We start from the raw sequence: 16,195 nt of genomic DNA, 5'->3' as shown, positions 1-16,195 counted from the left end.
GTTTATTCACCTTTTATTAACCTTGTTGCTAAGTATTTATCAGGAAATACCGCCATTGAAGGCACCGGGCTGTTAAGAATTTGTTTGCATGCCAGGATACGAGTAGACTGCATCCCCTGTTTGATTTCGGAGTAATTACCATGAGCGAAACGGCAAGCTGGCAGCCAAGTGCACCCATCGCCAATTTGTTGAAGCGCGCAGCGATCCTGACTGAGATCCGGCGTTTCTTCGCCGATCGTGGCGTATTGGAAGTTGAAACGCCAACCATGAGCCAGGCGACGGTCACCGATATCCACCTGTTCCCGTTCCAGACGCGTTTCGTCGGGCCAGGTGCAGCGGATGGCCTGACGCTGTACATGATGACCAGCCCGGAATACCACATGAAACGGTTGTTGGCTGCGGGTAGCGGACCGATCTATCAGATGGGGCGCAGTTTCCGCAATGAAGAAGCTGGTCGCCACCATAACCCGGAATTCACCATGCTGGAGTGGTACCGTCCGCATTACGACATGTACCGGCTGATGAATGAAGTGGACGATCTGTTGCAGCAGGTATTGGATTGCGACAGCGCGGAGACTCTGTCGTATCAGCAGGCGTTCTTACGCCATCTGGATATTGATCCGCTGTCAGCGGAGAAAGCACAACTGCGTGAAGCTGCGGCCAAGCTTGATCTGAGTAATATTGCCGATACCGAAGAAGATCGCGATACGTTGTTGCAGTTGCTGTTCACCGTTGGTGTTGAACCTAACATTGGCCGTGACAAGCCGGCGTTTGTTTATCATTTCCCGGCCAGCCAGGCATCGCTGGCGGAGATCAGCACCGAAGATCACCGGGTGGCAGAGCGTTTCGAGGTCTATTTCAAAGGCATTGAGCTGGCGAATGGCTTCCGTGAACTGACGGACAGCCGCGAGCAAGGTCAGCGTTTTGCGCAGGATAACCGCAAACGTGCGGAACGTGGCTTGCCTCAGCACCCAATTGATAACAATCTGCTGGATGCTTTGCAGCACGGCATGCCGGAATGTTCTGGTGTGGCGTTAGGGATTGATCGGTTGGTTATGCTGGCGTTGGGGGCCGAGAGCCTGAGCGAAGTGATTGCCTTCCCGGTCGACCGCGCATAACCGCGATACCCGTCGTCTTTAAAGCTGCAGGCGTTCAAATCTGTTCCTGACAGATTTATCGCTAACCTCAGTTACTGTAGAGGGCGAATAAATTGGCCCTGATGAATGCGGGCGTAGCATGCTGCGCCCCTACAATAGCTGGGGATGAGCGAGTTGGCCGCCTGGCTGCAATTTGAAAGCCATAGGGTATATTGTGGTGATAAAAGGGTTCGGTGTTGCATTGCACGCCGAACCCTTTTTGCATTCTGCGTTTACAAACTGCCCGATTCTCGTTTGGTACTTGGCGTCGGTGTTGATGGCGGAGTGCGACCGTTACTGGTCAAACGCGACAGCGTCTCGCTGCGGACCTGGAACGGAGGGTATGGCAGCGTAATGCCGTGCTCGCGATAACCGGCCAGGATCAACTGATGAATCTCGTGACGCAGTGGCATGCGGTGGCCCATTTCTGCGGCGTAGATACGCAGTTCAAAGATCTGGATACCTTGCTGTAGATCGACCAGATACACTTCTGGTGCCGGGTTATCCAGCACCAGCGAGCAGCGCTCAGCGGCGTTTGTCAGGATCTTGGTCACTTCTTCACTGTTGGCATCCGCAGGCGCCGGCACGGTCAGTACCACACGGGTAAGGTTGTCTGACAGCGACCAGTTAATGAACTGTTCGGTGATAAATGCCTTGTTCGGCACGATGATCTCTTTGCGATCCCAATCCGAAATCGTCGTAGCACGGGTGTTGATCTTGGTGACGCTACCGGTCAGGTTGCGGATCGTCACCGTATCGCCGATACGGATCGGTTTCTCGAACAAAATGATCAGGCCGGAGATAAAGTTAGAGAAGATCTCCTGCATACCAAAACCCAACCCCACGCTGAGCGCAGTCACTACCCATTGCAGTTTCGACCATTCGATGCCGATCCAGGCAAAACTGAGCAATGCTCCGAACAGCAGCAGCAGATACTTGGTGATGGTGGTGATGGCATAGCCAGTGCCTGGCGTCAGATCCAGGTGTTGAAGCACTGCCAGTTCCAACAGCGCCGGCAGGTTACGCACCAGCTGCATGGTGACGATCAGCACCAGAATGGCGATCAATACCGCACCAAGGGTGATTGGATGCGCGGTATCCACCCCATTGACCGTCGAGCTGACGTTCCACAGAGTGATGTTTTCCAGGAAGCTAAAGGCGGAATGAATTTCTGACCACAAGACGATCACTGACACGAGTGCGATCATTGTCAGGATCGAGCGAACCAACCGCAGTGATTGGGCACTGATGGTGTCCAGATCGATCTCCGAGTCATCCAGATCCATCGAACCTTCGGTGCTGTTGGGGGCGTGTGAGGTTTCCTCTTCACCACGCGCTCGCTGGGCCAGGATATCGGCACGGCGCTGTTTGGCGCGGTCGAAGGCGATACGGCGGCGCTGGATCAGCATCCAACGGCGAATAATATGGTAAATCACTAGCAGGAAGAACCAGATTGCGACCGAGGTTTCCAACCGTGCCAGCAGCGCCTGTGACGTAGTCAGGTAGCCGACAGCGGAAGCCAGCGCCGCCAGCACCGGTGCCGACAGCAGCAGCCCCCACAGCGCGGTGTTGATCATGTTCTCGCCGGAGCCTTTCTTGTCCAGATACAGCGGAATTCCGGCACGTTTCAGGCTGTTGGTGACGATAGCCAGCGCTAAACACAGCAGGATAAAGCACAACCGGCCGAGGGTGTTGGCAAACTCGCGTTCTTTCAGGCTGTCGAAGGTGATCAGAGCCATAATCAGCGGCACGATCAGCCAGATCGACATTTTGTAGTAGCGCATGGCGCGTGAAACTTGCTTCGCCGGCCAGCGGAAGTGCACGATGAATAACCCTTGCGGGTGAGCAAACGCGGCGCAGATCATACATACCCAGAGGATCGGCAGTGTGGCCGTCACTCCTTTGCCGATTGCTTCGGCGACCGGGTAATTCCAGGCGCTTTGCAGGCCAAACCCGAGTGCTGCCCACAGTACAGGTAGTGGTAGAGCAACCAGAATTGACCAGAACACGGTGCGTACGGTCAGGAAAAATTCGTCTTGGGTGACCTTACCAACCCGGCTGCTGGCTCGTGTCAGAAAGTCGTGATAGTGCTTACGGGAACTGATGCTGAAAATGACCAGCAGCAGAGCACCGAAAATGGGGATCAGTGTTTCGCGGCTGGTCACCATCATCATAAAGGCGCCACCGAGCTGCGATAACGTATCCAGAGACAGCAAGAGCGTGAGATCATGCGCCACATTAATCGGGTAGGACAGGGTAATCGGATTAACATCCGGCACCCAGAACAGATAGCGGTGTGTAGCGTCCTTAATCTCGTTCAGTGCTTCAATCAGCTGGGTATTGGCCACTTTCAGCTTAGTTAGCTCGAGAATTTGTGTATCGCAGCCAGAAAGCAGTGAATTCAGGAGTTCACGCTGGGTACGCAACTGAGCGTCGACAATGCGTCGTTCCGCGCTAGTCAGTTCACTGCCGTCGTCACGTTTGAACTCTCGCTGAGGCAGTTTCTCCAACTGGCTTTCAAACTGCAGCCGTTGCACGCGCAGTTGAGCCATATCGCCATCGAGCTGCTGTGGCTTGGGCATTTCCGGTAGTGTTGCCACCTGAGCGCGCAGGGTTTCGCCGAGCGCCGATGAAGAACCGAGCCACTGAGCTTGTTCGATAATGGTACTTAATGCCTGACGCACCTGCAGTGTTTGGGCGGCGGCCTGGCGTTGTTGGGATGAGATCAGGTCCATACGCTGGGCCTGATTATTCAAGGCGGCAGAAAGCTCCCGGTTAATCTGTAACTGCTGACTGATGCTTTTTGGCAGATCGCCATTTTGTTCGGCGAGCTGTTCGGTCTTTTCCAACGCCAGTTCGGCTTCACGCTGCCGTTGCGCGTTGAGGTTGTTGCGTAGCGCTTGCAGTTGGACGTCAATCTTCTCATGGCGCTTTTTGTAGACTTCGGCGCGCATTCGCGCCAGTTCCTGGCGGTTGTTGGCCGACAGTTGCGCCAGTTCGAGTTCATCAACCTTAGCTTTACGCGCTGCGGCCTCTGCCTGCAACAACGCCAGTGCTGCTTGCGCATGCGGGGTAGTTGGGTTGGCGGGCTGAGCTTGCAGGCGGCGTTGTACTTCAGTCAACGCACGGCGAGCATCGGTCTGCTGTTGCGGCAATTGACCAAGAGAGTCGCTGATCTCTCGTGTACGATCCTGTTCTTGTTGAAGCAAGCGAGCCTGTTCCAGCAGCAGACTACTGGTCTGCAGTATTTGCTGTTCCAGATCGCTGGCCGGCAGGTTATCGCCGTTTGGCAAGATTTTACTGTCTTCCAGCGTTAACTGACGGCGCAGCTCCTGCGTCATCTTGGGGAAGTCGTCGATCACGCGTTGATACTGTTCAACGCGCGTTAACGACTCTTTACGCTCCGACAACCAATTGAGGGCGCTTTGCAGTGCCTCTGTCGTTTCCGCCTGATTAGGCGCGCTTTTGTTGCTCTCGGCCTGCTTCAGCTCTTGCTTAATCTGAGCTTCAGTGGGCACCGTAGCGGCCAGCACCGGTTGAGACAGTAAACAACCGAGCAATAGCGTGATAATCAGGCGCACAGCGTCAATTCCTTTAGATCTGTGGTGATGCAGCGGCGGCAGGCGCGGCTGGGATTTCTGCATAGGCCTCACCCATGCGGGTCACGGTGCCGTTATTTAACTGTGGAGCAAAGGCTACGCTGCCTGGAGTAAACAGGTTGATGACGGTAGAACCGAGCTTGAAGCGACCCATTTCAGCGCCTTTTTCCAAAGCGATAGCACCTTCAGCGCCTTCTTCCGGATAGGTCCAGCGTTTGATCACGCCTTCGCGTGGTGGAGTTACAGTGCCGGCCCATACCGTTTCGATACTGCCGACGATTGTGGCACCGACCAGAATCTGCACCATTGGTCCGATGGCGGTATCAAATACGCAGATGACACGCTCATTGCGTGCGAACAGGTTCGGCACATTGGCGGCGGTTAGCGGATTGACGGAGAACAGGTCACCCGGGACATAAATCATTTCGCGGAGCACGCCAGCGCAAGGCATATGCACACGGTGATAATCACGCGGAGCCAGGTAAGTGGTGGCAAACAAGCCGTTACGGAAGGGTTCCGCCAACATATAGTTGCCGGCCAGTAACGCTTCCAGGCTGTAGTAATGACCTTTAGCCTGGAAAATTTGATCGTCGTTGATCGGGCCGAGCTGGCTTATCGCGCCATCGGCAGGCAGCGCCAACCAGTTGGCGTCGTCGATAATCGGACGCGCACCGTCACGGAGTGGCCGCACAAAGAACTCGTTAAAAGTGCCATAAGAAGCCAGGTCAGGGTTTTGTGCTTCCTGCATGTCCACGCGGTAATAGCGGGCAAAAGCCTTAACCACCAGTTGGGTCAGCCAGCCAGCTTGTTTATCCGCACCCCAGCCAGCCAGGCGGGTGAGTGCCAGCTTTGGCAACCAATACTGCAATTTAATTTTGATGCTATCCAGCACGTTAACCTCGTAAATCGGGGTAAAGGGCGCGCATTGTAACTGTGGATCCGCCACAGTCAACGCCGCCCGGTATTATCAGTCTGCGGCGTCCGTGAAGTTCTTGCGAACCTTCACTTGCGCCATGCTTTCCAGAATACGGTGGTAGTTGTCAAAACGTTCTTTCGCGATATCGCCTTTCTCCATCGCTGCACGGATGGCACAACCTGGATCGGTATCGTGGCGGCAGTCGCGGAATTTGCAACCGCCTAAATAGTTACGGAATTCGACAAAACCTTGAGTGATTTGTTCCGGTTCCAGGTGCCACAGACCAAACTCGCGTACGCCTGGGGAGTCAATCACATCACCGCCGTGCTGGAAATGGTACAGCCGTGCAGCGGTAGTGGTATGTTGCCCGAGGCCAGAGACATCGGAAACCTGATTTACCAGAATTTGCTCTTTGGACGCTGGCAGCAAAGCGTTAAGCAGGCTGGACTTGCCGACCCCGGATTGGCCTGCAAAGATGCTGATGCGTCCGACTAGCGCTTGTTCAAACGCTTCCATACCTTCACGTGTCTGGCTGGACACTTCCAACACTCGATAACCAATCTTGCGATAGGTATCCATCATACCGTCGACCCGTTTGCGCGCTTCGGCGTCCAACAGATCAATCTTGTTCAGGACGATCAGCGGCTCAACTTCCAGCGTTTCACAGGCCACCAGGTAACGGTCTATGATGTTCAGAGAAAGTTCGGGTAAGATCGCCGAAACGATAACGATTTGGTTGATATTAGCGGCGATTGGCTTCACGCCGTCATAGAAGTCCGGGCGTGTCAGGACCGAGGTGCGTTCATGTACCGCCTCGACAATCCCTTTGACCCCTTCATGGGTACCGACACCAGGACGCCACACCACGCGATCACCGGTTACCAGTGAACGCAACGTACGGCGGATATTACAGCGATGCTGGGTGCCATCCGTTGCTTCAACGTCAGCGTGCATACCAAAACGGCTGATTACGATGCCGTCCTGCGGCTCGCCCAGTTGGGAATCATCCAGTTCCGGTTTGTTATCAGTGCGCTTCAGGCGACGTTGATGGTTCGCCTGCACGCGGCGTTCTTGACCTTTGGACAGTTTGTTCTTGCTCACTGCGCCTCACTTGAATCCGCTTTATCGCTCATGGCGACCAAAAAGACTATGATACACGCTATTTTATATTAAATAACCGTTGTTAGCCGCCACGCGCAGCGTACCTCTGCCAGCAAACAGCCAGCGTCGGTCGCCGCCTTGTCCACAGTTTGTTTATCTTTTGGCTTTTACGCAGGAAATATCATGACAGGAAACGAAAATAACCTGATTTGGATCGATCTGGAAATGACTGGGTTGGATCCTGAGCGCGATCGCATTATCGAGATCGCTACATTGGTCACTGACGCCAATCTGAACATCCTTGCAGAAGGGCCGGTAATCGCCGTACATCAATCTGATGAACAGCTAGGGCTGATGGATGACTGGAACGTGCGCACTCATACCGGCAGCGGACTGGTAGAGCGTGTGAAGGCCAGCCAGTTCGACGACCATGCCGCTGAGCTGGCTACCATTGCCTTTTTGCAGCAGTGGGTGCCTGCGGGCAAATCACCGATTTGTGGCAACAGTGTTGGCCAGGACCGTCGCTTCCTGTTCCGTTATATGCCAGAGCTGGAGGCTTACTTCCATTACCGCTATCTGGATGTCAGCACGCTGAAAGAGTTGGCGCGTCGTTGGAAGCCGGAAATCCTGAGCGGTTTTAAAAAGCAGGGGACTCATCAGGCGATGGATGACATCCGTGAATCGGTGGGTGAGTTGGCCTATTACCGTGAGCATTTCATCCAGTTGTAATGGATGTGGGCCCCCTCGACAGGGGCCGTATTACCAAAAGCGCTTTAATCCGCCGCTTAATTAATCAGTTTGCCGTTTTAATCAGCAATCAAACAAAAATCGTGTTTTTTTGCTTTCAGGGGCTTGCGGCAAAAAGGATTTCTCGTATAATGCGCACCCCGTACCGATGAAGAATTTCGTTTAGTTCCGACATCGATACGCCGGGCGGGAATAGCTCAGTTGGTAGAGCACGACCTTGCCAAGGTCGGGGTCGCGAGTTCGAGTCTCGTTTCCCGCTCCAAATTCAACAATGCTGCTTTTGTGGCGTGATGAATAAAAATAGTATCAAGTAGTACCCATGCGACGCGGGAATAGCTCAGTTGGTAGAGCACGACCTTGCCAAGGTCGGGGTCGCGAGTTCGAGTCTCGTTTCCCGCTCCAAAAAATTCAAAGGCCATGTTTTGTTTGATGGCCGGATGCCCAAAGCATCTCAATGCGGGAATAGCTCAGTTGGTAGAGCACGACCTTGCCAAGGTCGGGGTCGCGAGTTCGAGTCTCGTTTCCCGCTCCAATTTTATCTTCGATTTATCTCAGTCCAACGCCTTTACCGGCGCGGTTCCTTGCCCCGTTATACATATCCTGTCGAAATGTTGTGAACAGACTTATCCACAGGTAGCGTACATAATACCGTCAGCTCAAAAAATCAACGCCACACAAATGAAATATTTATTACATTGATTTGTAAGTATATTTATTTATCGGAAAACGTTATGCCGATCACTTGCTCTTTTTGTTGCAGTTGAAAGACAAAGCATTTTTATTTTTATGCACAAATCCACAGAGTGACTCTCGGGTCAGGATGAAAGCGTTTAGGCATCCCTCGGTAATCCTTTTTCCACAGCGCGTACCAATCGTTTTTTCTGCATTGTCTGCACTTCTACACCTTGCGCCTCACGCCGTATCCATTGCTGTTCAATAGCCCAATGGATATGTTCGTCCAGCATGGCGTTCTGTTCTAAGCGGGAACGCAGTGCCATCACCACGGCATCCTGATAAGGGGCATTGCCCAGTGCGACGGCGATATTACGCAGCCAGCGCAAATGGCCGATTCGCCTGATGGCAGAACCTTCGGTGATGCGTAGGAATTTTTCTTCGGTCCAACCAAACAGGTCTATGAGTTGTGGCGCATGCAGGGCGGCGCGTGGGCTGAAATCATCTTCGTCGGTGAGCTGTGAGAAGCGGTTCCACGGGCAAATCAGCTGGCAGTCGTCACAACCGTAAATGCGGTTGCCCAATAATGGGCGGAATTCTTCTGGAATAGCCCCTTCCAGCTCGATGGTCAGGTAGGAGATGCAGCGCCGGGCATCCACAGTATAAGGGGCGACGATGGCCCCCGTTGGGCAGGTGGTGATGCAGGCAACACAACGGCCACATTGCTCCTGCTGTGGTTCATCCACCGGTAACGGCAAATCGATAAGCAGTTCGCCGAGAAAAAACCAGGAGCCAGCCTCACGATTCAAAATAAGTGAGTGTTTACCAACCCAGCCAATCCCGGCCTTGGAGGCCAGTGCACGTTCCATCACCGGTGCGGAATCGACAAACGGGCGAAAATTAAGCTCCCCGCAATAGGCTTGGATCTGATCGCCGAGCTTTTTGAGCCGTTGGCGCAGTAGTTTGTGGTAGTCACGGCCCAGCGCATAGCGGCTGATGTAGCCCAGATTAGGGTTTTGGAGTGTGCTGGCAAAGGCCGCTTTGGCTGGCAGGTAATTCATGCGTACGCTGATCACTCGCAATGTCCCCGGTAGTAGCTCATGAGGGCGGGCACGTAACATGCCATGGCGCGCCATCCACTCCATCTCACCGTGATATTGTTTGTCCAACCATGCCTGCAGTTTGGGTTCTTCCGCACTGAGATCGGTGTCGCAGATGCCGACCTGCTGGAATCCTAGCGATTGACCCCATTGCTTGATATGTTGGGCGAGTTGATTGAGATCGAGGGGGTGAGTCATGACGGGCCACAGTGAAAAACAGTACTCTGACAGTTTATCACACTCTGTCTGGTCTGCGGACTGGATCCGGCGTTCGGAAGCGAGCGCCGCTGCTTCGCTGGGTATCTCGCTCTATCAACTGATGCAGCGCGCTGGTGAGGCGGCTTACGCCCTGGCGCGCGACCAATTTCCGGCTGGCCACCATTGGTTGGTGTTGTGTGGCCATGGCAACAATGGTGGCGACGGCTATGTTGTCGCTCGGCTGGCGGCGGCAACTGGCGTTAAGGTGAGCTTGATCGCCTGTGAAGGTACACGTCCATTACCGCCAGAAGCCGATGCAGCCAGGCAAGCTTGGCTGGCCAGCGGTGGTGAAATTCATCCGGCCAACACCCGTTGGCCAGAAGGCATTGATTTGATTATCGATGGTTTGCTAGGTACCGGATTAAGCAGTGCGCCGCGGGCGCCGTACGACGCTCTGATTGAAGCCGCGAATCGCAGTCTTGCGCCCGTGATCGCACTCGATGTTCCTTCAGGCCTATTGGCCGAAAGCGGTGCCGCTCCCGGTGCGGTCATCCGCGCGATGCACACGATTACTTTTATCGCCCTCAAACCTGGTTTGTTGACAGGCCAGGCACGTGATTGGGTCGGGCAACTTCACCAGAGTACGCTAGGATTATCTGGTTGGCTGGTGAAGCAACCGGCTCAGATTCAGCGGCTTACTGCTCAATCGTTGCCTCAGTGGTTAAAACCACGCCGTCCTTGCTCGCATAAAGGTGAACAGGGGCGCCTGTTGGTGGTAGGAGGCGATCATGGTTTTGGCGGTGCAATACGTATGGCGGCAGAAGCGGCTTTACGCAGCGGTGCGGGACTGGTGCGAGTGCTTACTCACATAGAGCATGTTGGCCCCTTACTGACCGCCAGACCAGAACTGATGGTACAACCGTTGAATGACGATGCGCTGCAACAGGCGCTCGACTGGGCAGATGTGCTGGTCGTGGGGCCAGGGCTGGGCCAGGGGGAATGGGCTAGGAATGCGCTGAAAGTATTGCAAGCCAGTGATAAACCGGCGTTATGGGACGCGGATGCGCTGAACTTACTGGCATTAAATCCCGAGAAGCGTCAGAATCGTGTAATTACCCCGCATCCTGGGGAGGCCGCCCGCCTACTAGGGTGCCGTACCGCTGATATTGAGAGTGACCGCTTACTTGCAGTACGCAATCTGGTGGCACGTTACGGCGGCGTTGCCGTGTTGAAAGGCGCGGGTACGCTGATCGCAGACGACCAGGGCCAGATGGCGATAGCTGACGTCGGTAATGCTGGTATGGCCTCCGGTGGTATGGGCGATGTACTGTCAGGCATAATCGGCGGTTTGGTGGGGCAAAAGCTCTCGCTGTATGATGCAGCCTGTGCCGGGTGTGTGGTGCATGGCGCAGCCGCCGATCGTGTGGCGGCAAGACAAGGAATAAGGGGAATGTTGGCGAGCGATTTAATGCCGGAAATTCCTTATTACGTTAATCCTGAGTTGGCATAAATAGAAACTATCGAATGAAAGAACTCGTTTTACCTCTGTCGGATGAGGCATCGACTGTCGCATTGGGTGCCGCCTTGGCTAAGGCGTGCGATCGCGCCAGCGTAATTTATCTTTACGGTGACCTGGGCGCCGGTAAAACCACCTTCAGCCGTGGGTTCCTGCAGGCATTAGGCCATCAGGGCAACGTTAAAAGCCCAACCTACACGCTGGTGGAGCCCTATGCGCTGCAACCGTTAGCGGTATACCATTTTGATCTGTATCGCTTAGCCGATCCGGAAGAACTCGAATTTATGGGCATTCGCGATTATTTTGCGCAGGATGCTATTTGCTTGGTGGAATGGCCGCAGCAGGGTACAGGCGTATTGCCGGAGCCGGATCTGGAGCTACATCTCAGCTATCAGGATCAGGGCCGAGAGGCAAAAATTCAGGCGGTTTCCGCCTACGGCAGCCAGCTTTTAGACCGTATTCACGGGCCACAGGAATGACGCCGCAATGACGTATGCGTTGAGAAAACTATTCGTAATCGCCCTGATCGCCGTATTGGGGCCTTTGGGTGCGGCTAGTGCGCTGGCTGCATCATCACTATCAGATATTAAAGTTACCAATGCCCAGCGAGAAGCTACGGTATCTGTGAGTTTCACCGGCCCGCCGGACTATGCCTTCTTCCCGTTACACGGTCCGGACCGCGTGGTTTTGGACGTTAATCAGAAAGGCAAGGTCGGTGGTTTGCCGCTGAATTTTAGCGGTCAGAACCTGGTGAAAAGCATTCGTTCCAGTACGCCGAAAGATGCCCAGAGTGTGCGTTTGGTGTTTGATTTGACTCAGCGCTCGAAGACTCGGGTCGCTACTCGTCAGAATGGCAGTGTCTATACCGTGGTGTTCACTATTGCTGCTGAAGGCAGTGCTAGTACCAACATCGTACGTAAAGCCCCTGCGCCTGCGCCGCTGGTTGTAAGCCAGCCGACGCGTAAAGCACCGGTGGTTGTGGAAGAGTCTGAGCCGGAACCGGTGCGTAAAGCGCCAAGCGGTTCGAATCCTTTCACTAATAAACCTACCGTTGTTGCAGGTACCGCATCAGAAGTTACGCCGCGCAGTAGCCGAGTCTCCGCAGGTTCTGGCGATCGGGTGGTAGTGGCGATTGACGCAGGTCATGGCGGGCAGGATCCAGGGGCGATCGGCCCGAACGGGCTGAAAGAGAAAAATGTCACTATCGCCATCGCGCGTCGTCTGCAAGCACTGTTGGATGCCGATCCCCAGTTTAAACCTGTGTTAACGCGTAATGGCGACTACTTCATCTCAGTAATGGGGCGTTCCGATGTGGCACGTAAGCAGGGCGCAAACGTGTTGGTGTCCATTCATGCTGATGCTGCACCAAATCGCAGTGCTAATGGGGCTTCTGTTTGGGTTCTGTCCAACCGCCGAGCTAACAGTGAGATGGCGGGTTGGCTGGAACAACATGAGAAACAATCTGAATTACTGGGTGGTGCGGGGGATTTACTGGCCAACAGCCAGGCGGATCCTTATTTGAGCCAAGCGGTACTGGATCTGCAATTCGGTCACTCACAACGTGTGGGTTACGATGTCGCAGTCAAAGTATTGCAGCAGTTGCAGAGTGTTGGTTCATTACATAAGCGTCGTCCAGAGCACGCCAGCCTTGGCGTACTGCGTTCGCCGGACATTCCATCATTGCTGGTGGAAACAGGATTTATCAGTAATAGCACGGAGGAGCGGCTGCTCGGCAGTAGCGCATATCAGGATAAAATTGCCAAGGCGATCCACAATGGCCTGCGCAGTTATTTCCTGGCGCATCCGCTACAAGCCGACCCAAAGGTGGAAAACCGACCGCTGGACGTCGCAGCGGCGGTTAAATCCTCAACACCAGACGTCGTCAGTCAGCCTACTCCGGTCGTTAGTTCGGCCGGGGGTAGCCGTATTAGCGGTAAAACACAGATTCATGTGGTGAAACGGGCGGAGACGCTCTCCGGTATTGCCGACAGTTATGGCACCACCATGGCGGCGTTGCGTGACCTGAACAAGCTGAAGAAGGATGGCGTGTGGGTCGGTCAGCGCCTCAAAGTGCCCGCGGGAAAATCCGCCGCCGTAGTTAGCACGGTCGCCAAGGCCAAACCCAGCGTGAAGAAGCCGTCGAAGCATAAAGTGGCCCGCGGTGATACGCTGACATCTATTGCTAACCGTTATGGTGTCAGTGTCAGTGACCTTAAACGTGTGAATAAACTGAAGTCGGACGTCGCGCCGCTGGATCGGACGTTGACCATTCCGCAGGCCTAGCGCCAATATTACAGGAGTCAGCATGCCCATCCAGGTGTTACCGCCCCAACTTGCTAACCAGATTGCCGCCGGTGAAGTGGTTGAACGGCCTGCATCAGTGGTCAAGGAACTGGTGGAAAACAGTCTGGATGCTGGGGCGACGCGTATTGATATTGATATCGAACGCGGGGGTGCCAAGCTGATTCGTATCCGTGATAACGGCTGTGGCATCGGAAAGGACGATCTGGCGCTGGCATTGGCCCGCCATGCCACCAGTAAAATCAGCACGCTTGATGATTTAGAAGCCATTGTCAGTCTCGGCTTTCGCGGTGAAGCGCTGGCCAGTATCAGCTCAGTTTCGCGTTTGACACTAACCTCACGTACCGCAGAACAAAACGAAGCTTGGCAGGCCTACGCCGAAGGCCGTGATCAGGCGGTGACGGTCAAGCCGGCGGCACATCCGATAGGTAGCACGCTGGAAGTTCTGGACTTGTTCTACAACACACCAGCGCGGCGCAAATTCATGCGTACCGAGAAAACCGAATTCGGCCATATCGATGAAGTGGTGCGCCGCATTGCGCTGGCGCGTTTCGATGTGGCGATCAACCTCAGCCACAACGGCAAACTGATCCGCCAATACCGCGCTGCGAAAGACGAGAGTCAGCATGAGCGACGGTTGGGCAGTATTTGCGGCCCGGCCTTTTTGCAGCATGCGCTGAATATCTCATGGCAGCATGGCGATCTGACCATTCGTGGTTGGGTGGCCGATCCTGCGGGCGCACGACAACTGGGTGAAATGCAGTATTGCTACGTCAACAGTCGCATGATGCGCGATCGTTTGATCAATCACGCTATCCGCCAAGCCTATCAGGATCAACTGAAAGACGACCAGCAGCCCGCTTACGTGCTGTATCTCGAGGTGGATCCCCATCAGGTTGATGTGAATGTTCACCCGGCTAAACACGAGGTGCGATTCCATCAGGCGCGGCTGGTGCACGATTTTATTTATCAGGCGGTAACCACCGTGTTGCAGCAGATCGGCAATGCGCCGTTGCCGCTGGCTGATGAACCGGATCAGGAACCTGTATCCGTTTGGCAGCCTGAAAATCGCATTGCTGCCGGCGGTAACCATTTCTCACAACCGGCACCGTATCGCGAGCAGCAATCTGCCGAACCCGCCGTCGTGCGTGAACGTGCCCCGCAACCTGTCTATCATGCAGGCGGTGGGTATCAAAAGCGTGAAGGCGAACTGTACGGCAAGCTGTTACAAGCGACTACGACGGCTGAACCTCAGCAAGAAACGCAGAAACAACCACTGTTTCCACCGGCCAAGTCCGCACAGGAAACACCGCTGTCTGGTAGCCAGCACAGCTTTGGACGCGTACTGATGATCCACTCACCCTGCTACGCGTTGATTGAAAACCGCCAGCAACTGATGTTACTTAATTTACCGGTGGCTGAACGCTGGTTGCGCCAAGCGCAGCTTAATCCGTCAGAAGAGGGGTTACGGCCGCAACCGCTGTTGATCCCTATCAAGCTGACGTTGAGCAAAAAAGAAGCGGCCGCCTGTGTGCATCATCAACCGTTGTTGGTCAAAATGGGGTTAGACCTGCAGTCTGATCATGGGCGTGTGACGCTGCGCGCAGTACCTTTACCATTGCGCCAACAAAATTTACAAAAACTGATACCCGAACTGTTAGGCTACTTGGCCGAGCATCAGGAGATGTCGCCCGCGGTGTTGGCAACATGGTTCGCCCGCCATTTAGGCAGTGAACACGAACAGTGGAACACCTCGCAAGCGATACAATTACTGACCGACGTTGAACGACTTTGCCCGCAGCTGGTCAAATCACCACCGAGCGGACTTTTACAACCTGTTGATTTACAGGCTGCACTGGCAGCCCTTAGGCATGATTGAAACTGAAATGACACCACGTCCCCCGGCTATTTTTATCATGGGGCCGACCGCCTCGGGCAAGACCGCGTTGGCGATCGCGCTGCGTGAACGCCTGCCTGTGGAATTGATCAGCGTGGATTCCGCGCTGATTTATCGCGGCATGGATATCGGCACTGCCAAACCGAGCGCTGAGGAATTGGCGCAGGCACCGCACCGGTTGATTGATATTCGCGATCCTGTTGAAGCCTATTCAGCAGCGGATTTTCGCGCTGATGCGTTGAAAGAGATGGCTGAAATCACCGCTGCCGGACGTATCCCGCTGTTGGTGGGGGGCACCATGCTCTATTTCAAAGCACTGTTGGAAGGATTATCGCCGTTACCCTCCGCGGATCCTGTGGTGCGTGAACGCATTGAACAGCAGGCTGCAGAGCTGGGGTGGGACGCTTTACACCGTCAGTTACAAGAGATTGATCCCGTTGCGGCATTGAGAATTCATCCGAATGATCCGCAGAGACTGTCCAGAGCACTGGAAGTTTTTTTTATTTCGGGTAAAACTTTAACGGAACTGACTAAAATTTCGGGTGAATCGTTGCCGTATCATGTTCACCAATTTGCGATAGCACCGACCAGCCGTGAGTTGATTCATCAACGCATTGAGCTGCGGTACAATCAAATGTTGGCGGCGGGTTTTGAGACGGAAGCGCGTGCACTTTTTGCACGGGGTGATTTGCATACGGATTTGCCTTCCATTCGCTGTGTCGGTTATCGCCAGATGTGGTCATATTTATCTGGTGAGATTAGTTACGATGAGATGGTTTATCGTGGTATTTGCGCAACGCGTCAGTTGGCCAAGCGCCAAATGACCTGGTTACGAGGCTGGAACTCGGTACATTGGCTGGACAGCGAGAAGCCGGGAGAGGCTTTGGACTCGGTAATACAGGTTGTTAGTGCATAGGTTGAGTGATTGTGTACAATTGATGAGTATTCAGCGCGCAAATTTTTTAGGTCGTTTATTTTAGAGCCGACAGGTTCTTAGTTAAAAACAACAAGC

At 54.2% G+C, this 16,195-nt stretch carries 11 protein-coding genes and 3 tRNA genes; 10 read left to right on the top strand and 4 right to left on the bottom strand.

What is annotated here, in order from left to right:
* Positions 1 to 140 precede the first annotated feature (140 nt).
* On the top strand, positions 141 to 1,118 hold the full coding sequence (gene epmA / locus SGR01S_RS11630; RefSeq protein ID WP_037425937.1) for an elongation factor P--(R)-beta-lysine ligase: 978 nt from the start codon (positions 141 to 143) through the stop codon (positions 1,116 to 1,118).
* Positions 1,119 to 1,369: 251 nt separating this feature from the next.
* On the opposite strand, the gene mscM is transcribed toward epmA, so the two are convergent.
* The 3 genes from mscM to rsgA all read right to left on the bottom strand — a co-directional run bounded on the left by mscM (position 1,370) and on the right by rsgA (position 6,752).
* Positions 1,370 to 4,717, bottom strand: coding sequence for a miniconductance mechanosensitive channel MscM (mscM, locus tag SGR01S_RS11625; RefSeq protein WP_061807518.1), 3,348 nt, complete (start codon positions 4,715 to 4,717; stop codon positions 1,370 to 1,372).
* Between the two features lie 13 nt (positions 4,718 to 4,730).
* Positions 4,731 to 5,627 (bottom strand): archaetidylserine decarboxylase, encoded by an 897-nt coding sequence (asd, locus tag SGR01S_RS11620; RefSeq protein WP_061807524.1) that lies wholly within the window; start codon positions 5,625 to 5,627, stop codon positions 4,731 to 4,733.
* A 75-nt stretch (positions 5,628 to 5,702) separates the two neighbouring features.
* Positions 5,703 to 6,752: a small ribosomal subunit biogenesis GTPase RsgA gene (gene rsgA / locus SGR01S_RS11615; protein ID WP_061807517.1), complete on the bottom strand. Its 1,050-nt coding sequence runs from the start codon at positions 6,750 to 6,752 to the stop codon at positions 5,703 to 5,705.
* A 183-nt stretch (positions 6,753 to 6,935) separates the two neighbouring features.
* Between rsgA and orn the strand changes: the two genes are divergently transcribed.
* The 4 genes from orn (at position 6,936) to SGR01S_RS11595 (ending at position 8,031) form a co-directional block, all read left to right on the top strand.
* Positions 6,936 to 7,481 (top strand): oligoribonuclease, encoded by a 546-nt coding sequence (orn, locus tag SGR01S_RS11610; protein WP_061807516.1) that lies wholly within the window; start codon positions 6,936 to 6,938, stop codon positions 7,479 to 7,481.
* Between the two features lie 204 nt (positions 7,482 to 7,685).
* A tRNA-Gly gene (locus tag SGR01S_RS11605) sits at positions 7,686 to 7,761 on the top strand.
* 64 nt (positions 7,762 to 7,825) lie between these two features.
* A tRNA-Gly gene (locus SGR01S_RS11600) sits at positions 7,826 to 7,901 on the top strand.
* Between the two features lie 54 nt (positions 7,902 to 7,955).
* Positions 7,956 to 8,031 (top strand) — tRNA-Gly (locus SGR01S_RS11595).
* 298 nt (positions 8,032 to 8,329) lie between these two features.
* Here SGR01S_RS11595 and queG read toward each other — a convergent pair.
* Positions 8,330 to 9,469: a tRNA epoxyqueuosine(34) reductase QueG gene (gene queG / locus SGR01S_RS11590; RefSeq protein ID WP_037426493.1), complete on the bottom strand. Its 1,140-nt coding sequence runs from the start codon at positions 9,467 to 9,469 to the stop codon at positions 8,330 to 8,332.
* Between queG and nnr the strand changes: the two genes are divergently transcribed.
* From nnr to miaA, 5 genes are read left to right on the top strand one after another with little or no spacing between them, the layout of a single operon-like run.
* A complete protein-coding gene (gene nnr, locus SGR01S_RS11585; protein ID WP_061807515.1) occupies positions 9,468 to 10,979 on the top strand; it encodes a bifunctional ADP-dependent NAD(P)H-hydrate dehydratase/NAD(P)H-hydrate epimerase in 1,512 nt (503 codons plus the stop codon). The two genes, queG and nnr, sit on opposite strands and share 2 nt — an antisense overlap.
* Positions 10,980 to 10,993: 14 nt before the next feature.
* Positions 10,994 to 11,464 carry a tRNA (adenosine(37)-N6)-threonylcarbamoyltransferase complex ATPase subunit type 1 TsaE gene (tsaE, locus tag SGR01S_RS11580; RefSeq protein WP_037426487.1) on the top strand — a complete coding sequence of 157 codons (471 nt, stop codon included), beginning with the start codon at positions 10,994 to 10,996 and terminating at the stop codon, positions 11,462 to 11,464.
* Between the two features lie 7 nt (positions 11,465 to 11,471).
* The gene (gene amiB / locus SGR01S_RS11575; protein WP_061807514.1) at positions 11,472 to 13,268 is read left to right on the top strand and encodes an N-acetylmuramoyl-L-alanine amidase AmiB; all 1,797 of its coding nucleotides are present in this window, start codon (positions 11,472 to 11,474) and stop codon (positions 13,266 to 13,268) included.
* Positions 13,269 to 13,290: 22 nt separating this feature from the next.
* Entirely contained in the window at positions 13,291 to 15,165 is a 1,875-nt protein-coding gene (gene mutL / locus SGR01S_RS11570) for a DNA mismatch repair endonuclease MutL (protein ID WP_061807513.1), read from the top strand.
* Entirely contained in the window at positions 15,158 to 16,099 is a 942-nt protein-coding gene (gene miaA / locus SGR01S_RS11565) for a tRNA (adenosine(37)-N6)-dimethylallyltransferase MiaA (RefSeq protein ID WP_061807512.1), read from the top strand. Before mutL ends, miaA begins: the two co-directional genes overlap by 8 nt.
* Positions 16,100 to 16,195: the final 96 nt, after the last annotated feature.

This window comes from Serratia grimesii NBRC 13537 (genome assembly GCF_001590905.1).
GTDB lineage: Bacteria > Pseudomonadota > Gammaproteobacteria > Enterobacterales > Enterobacteriaceae > Serratia > Serratia grimesii.
Note: the sequence above shows the minus strand (reverse complement) of the source record. Positions and strands in the feature narration are given on the sequence as shown.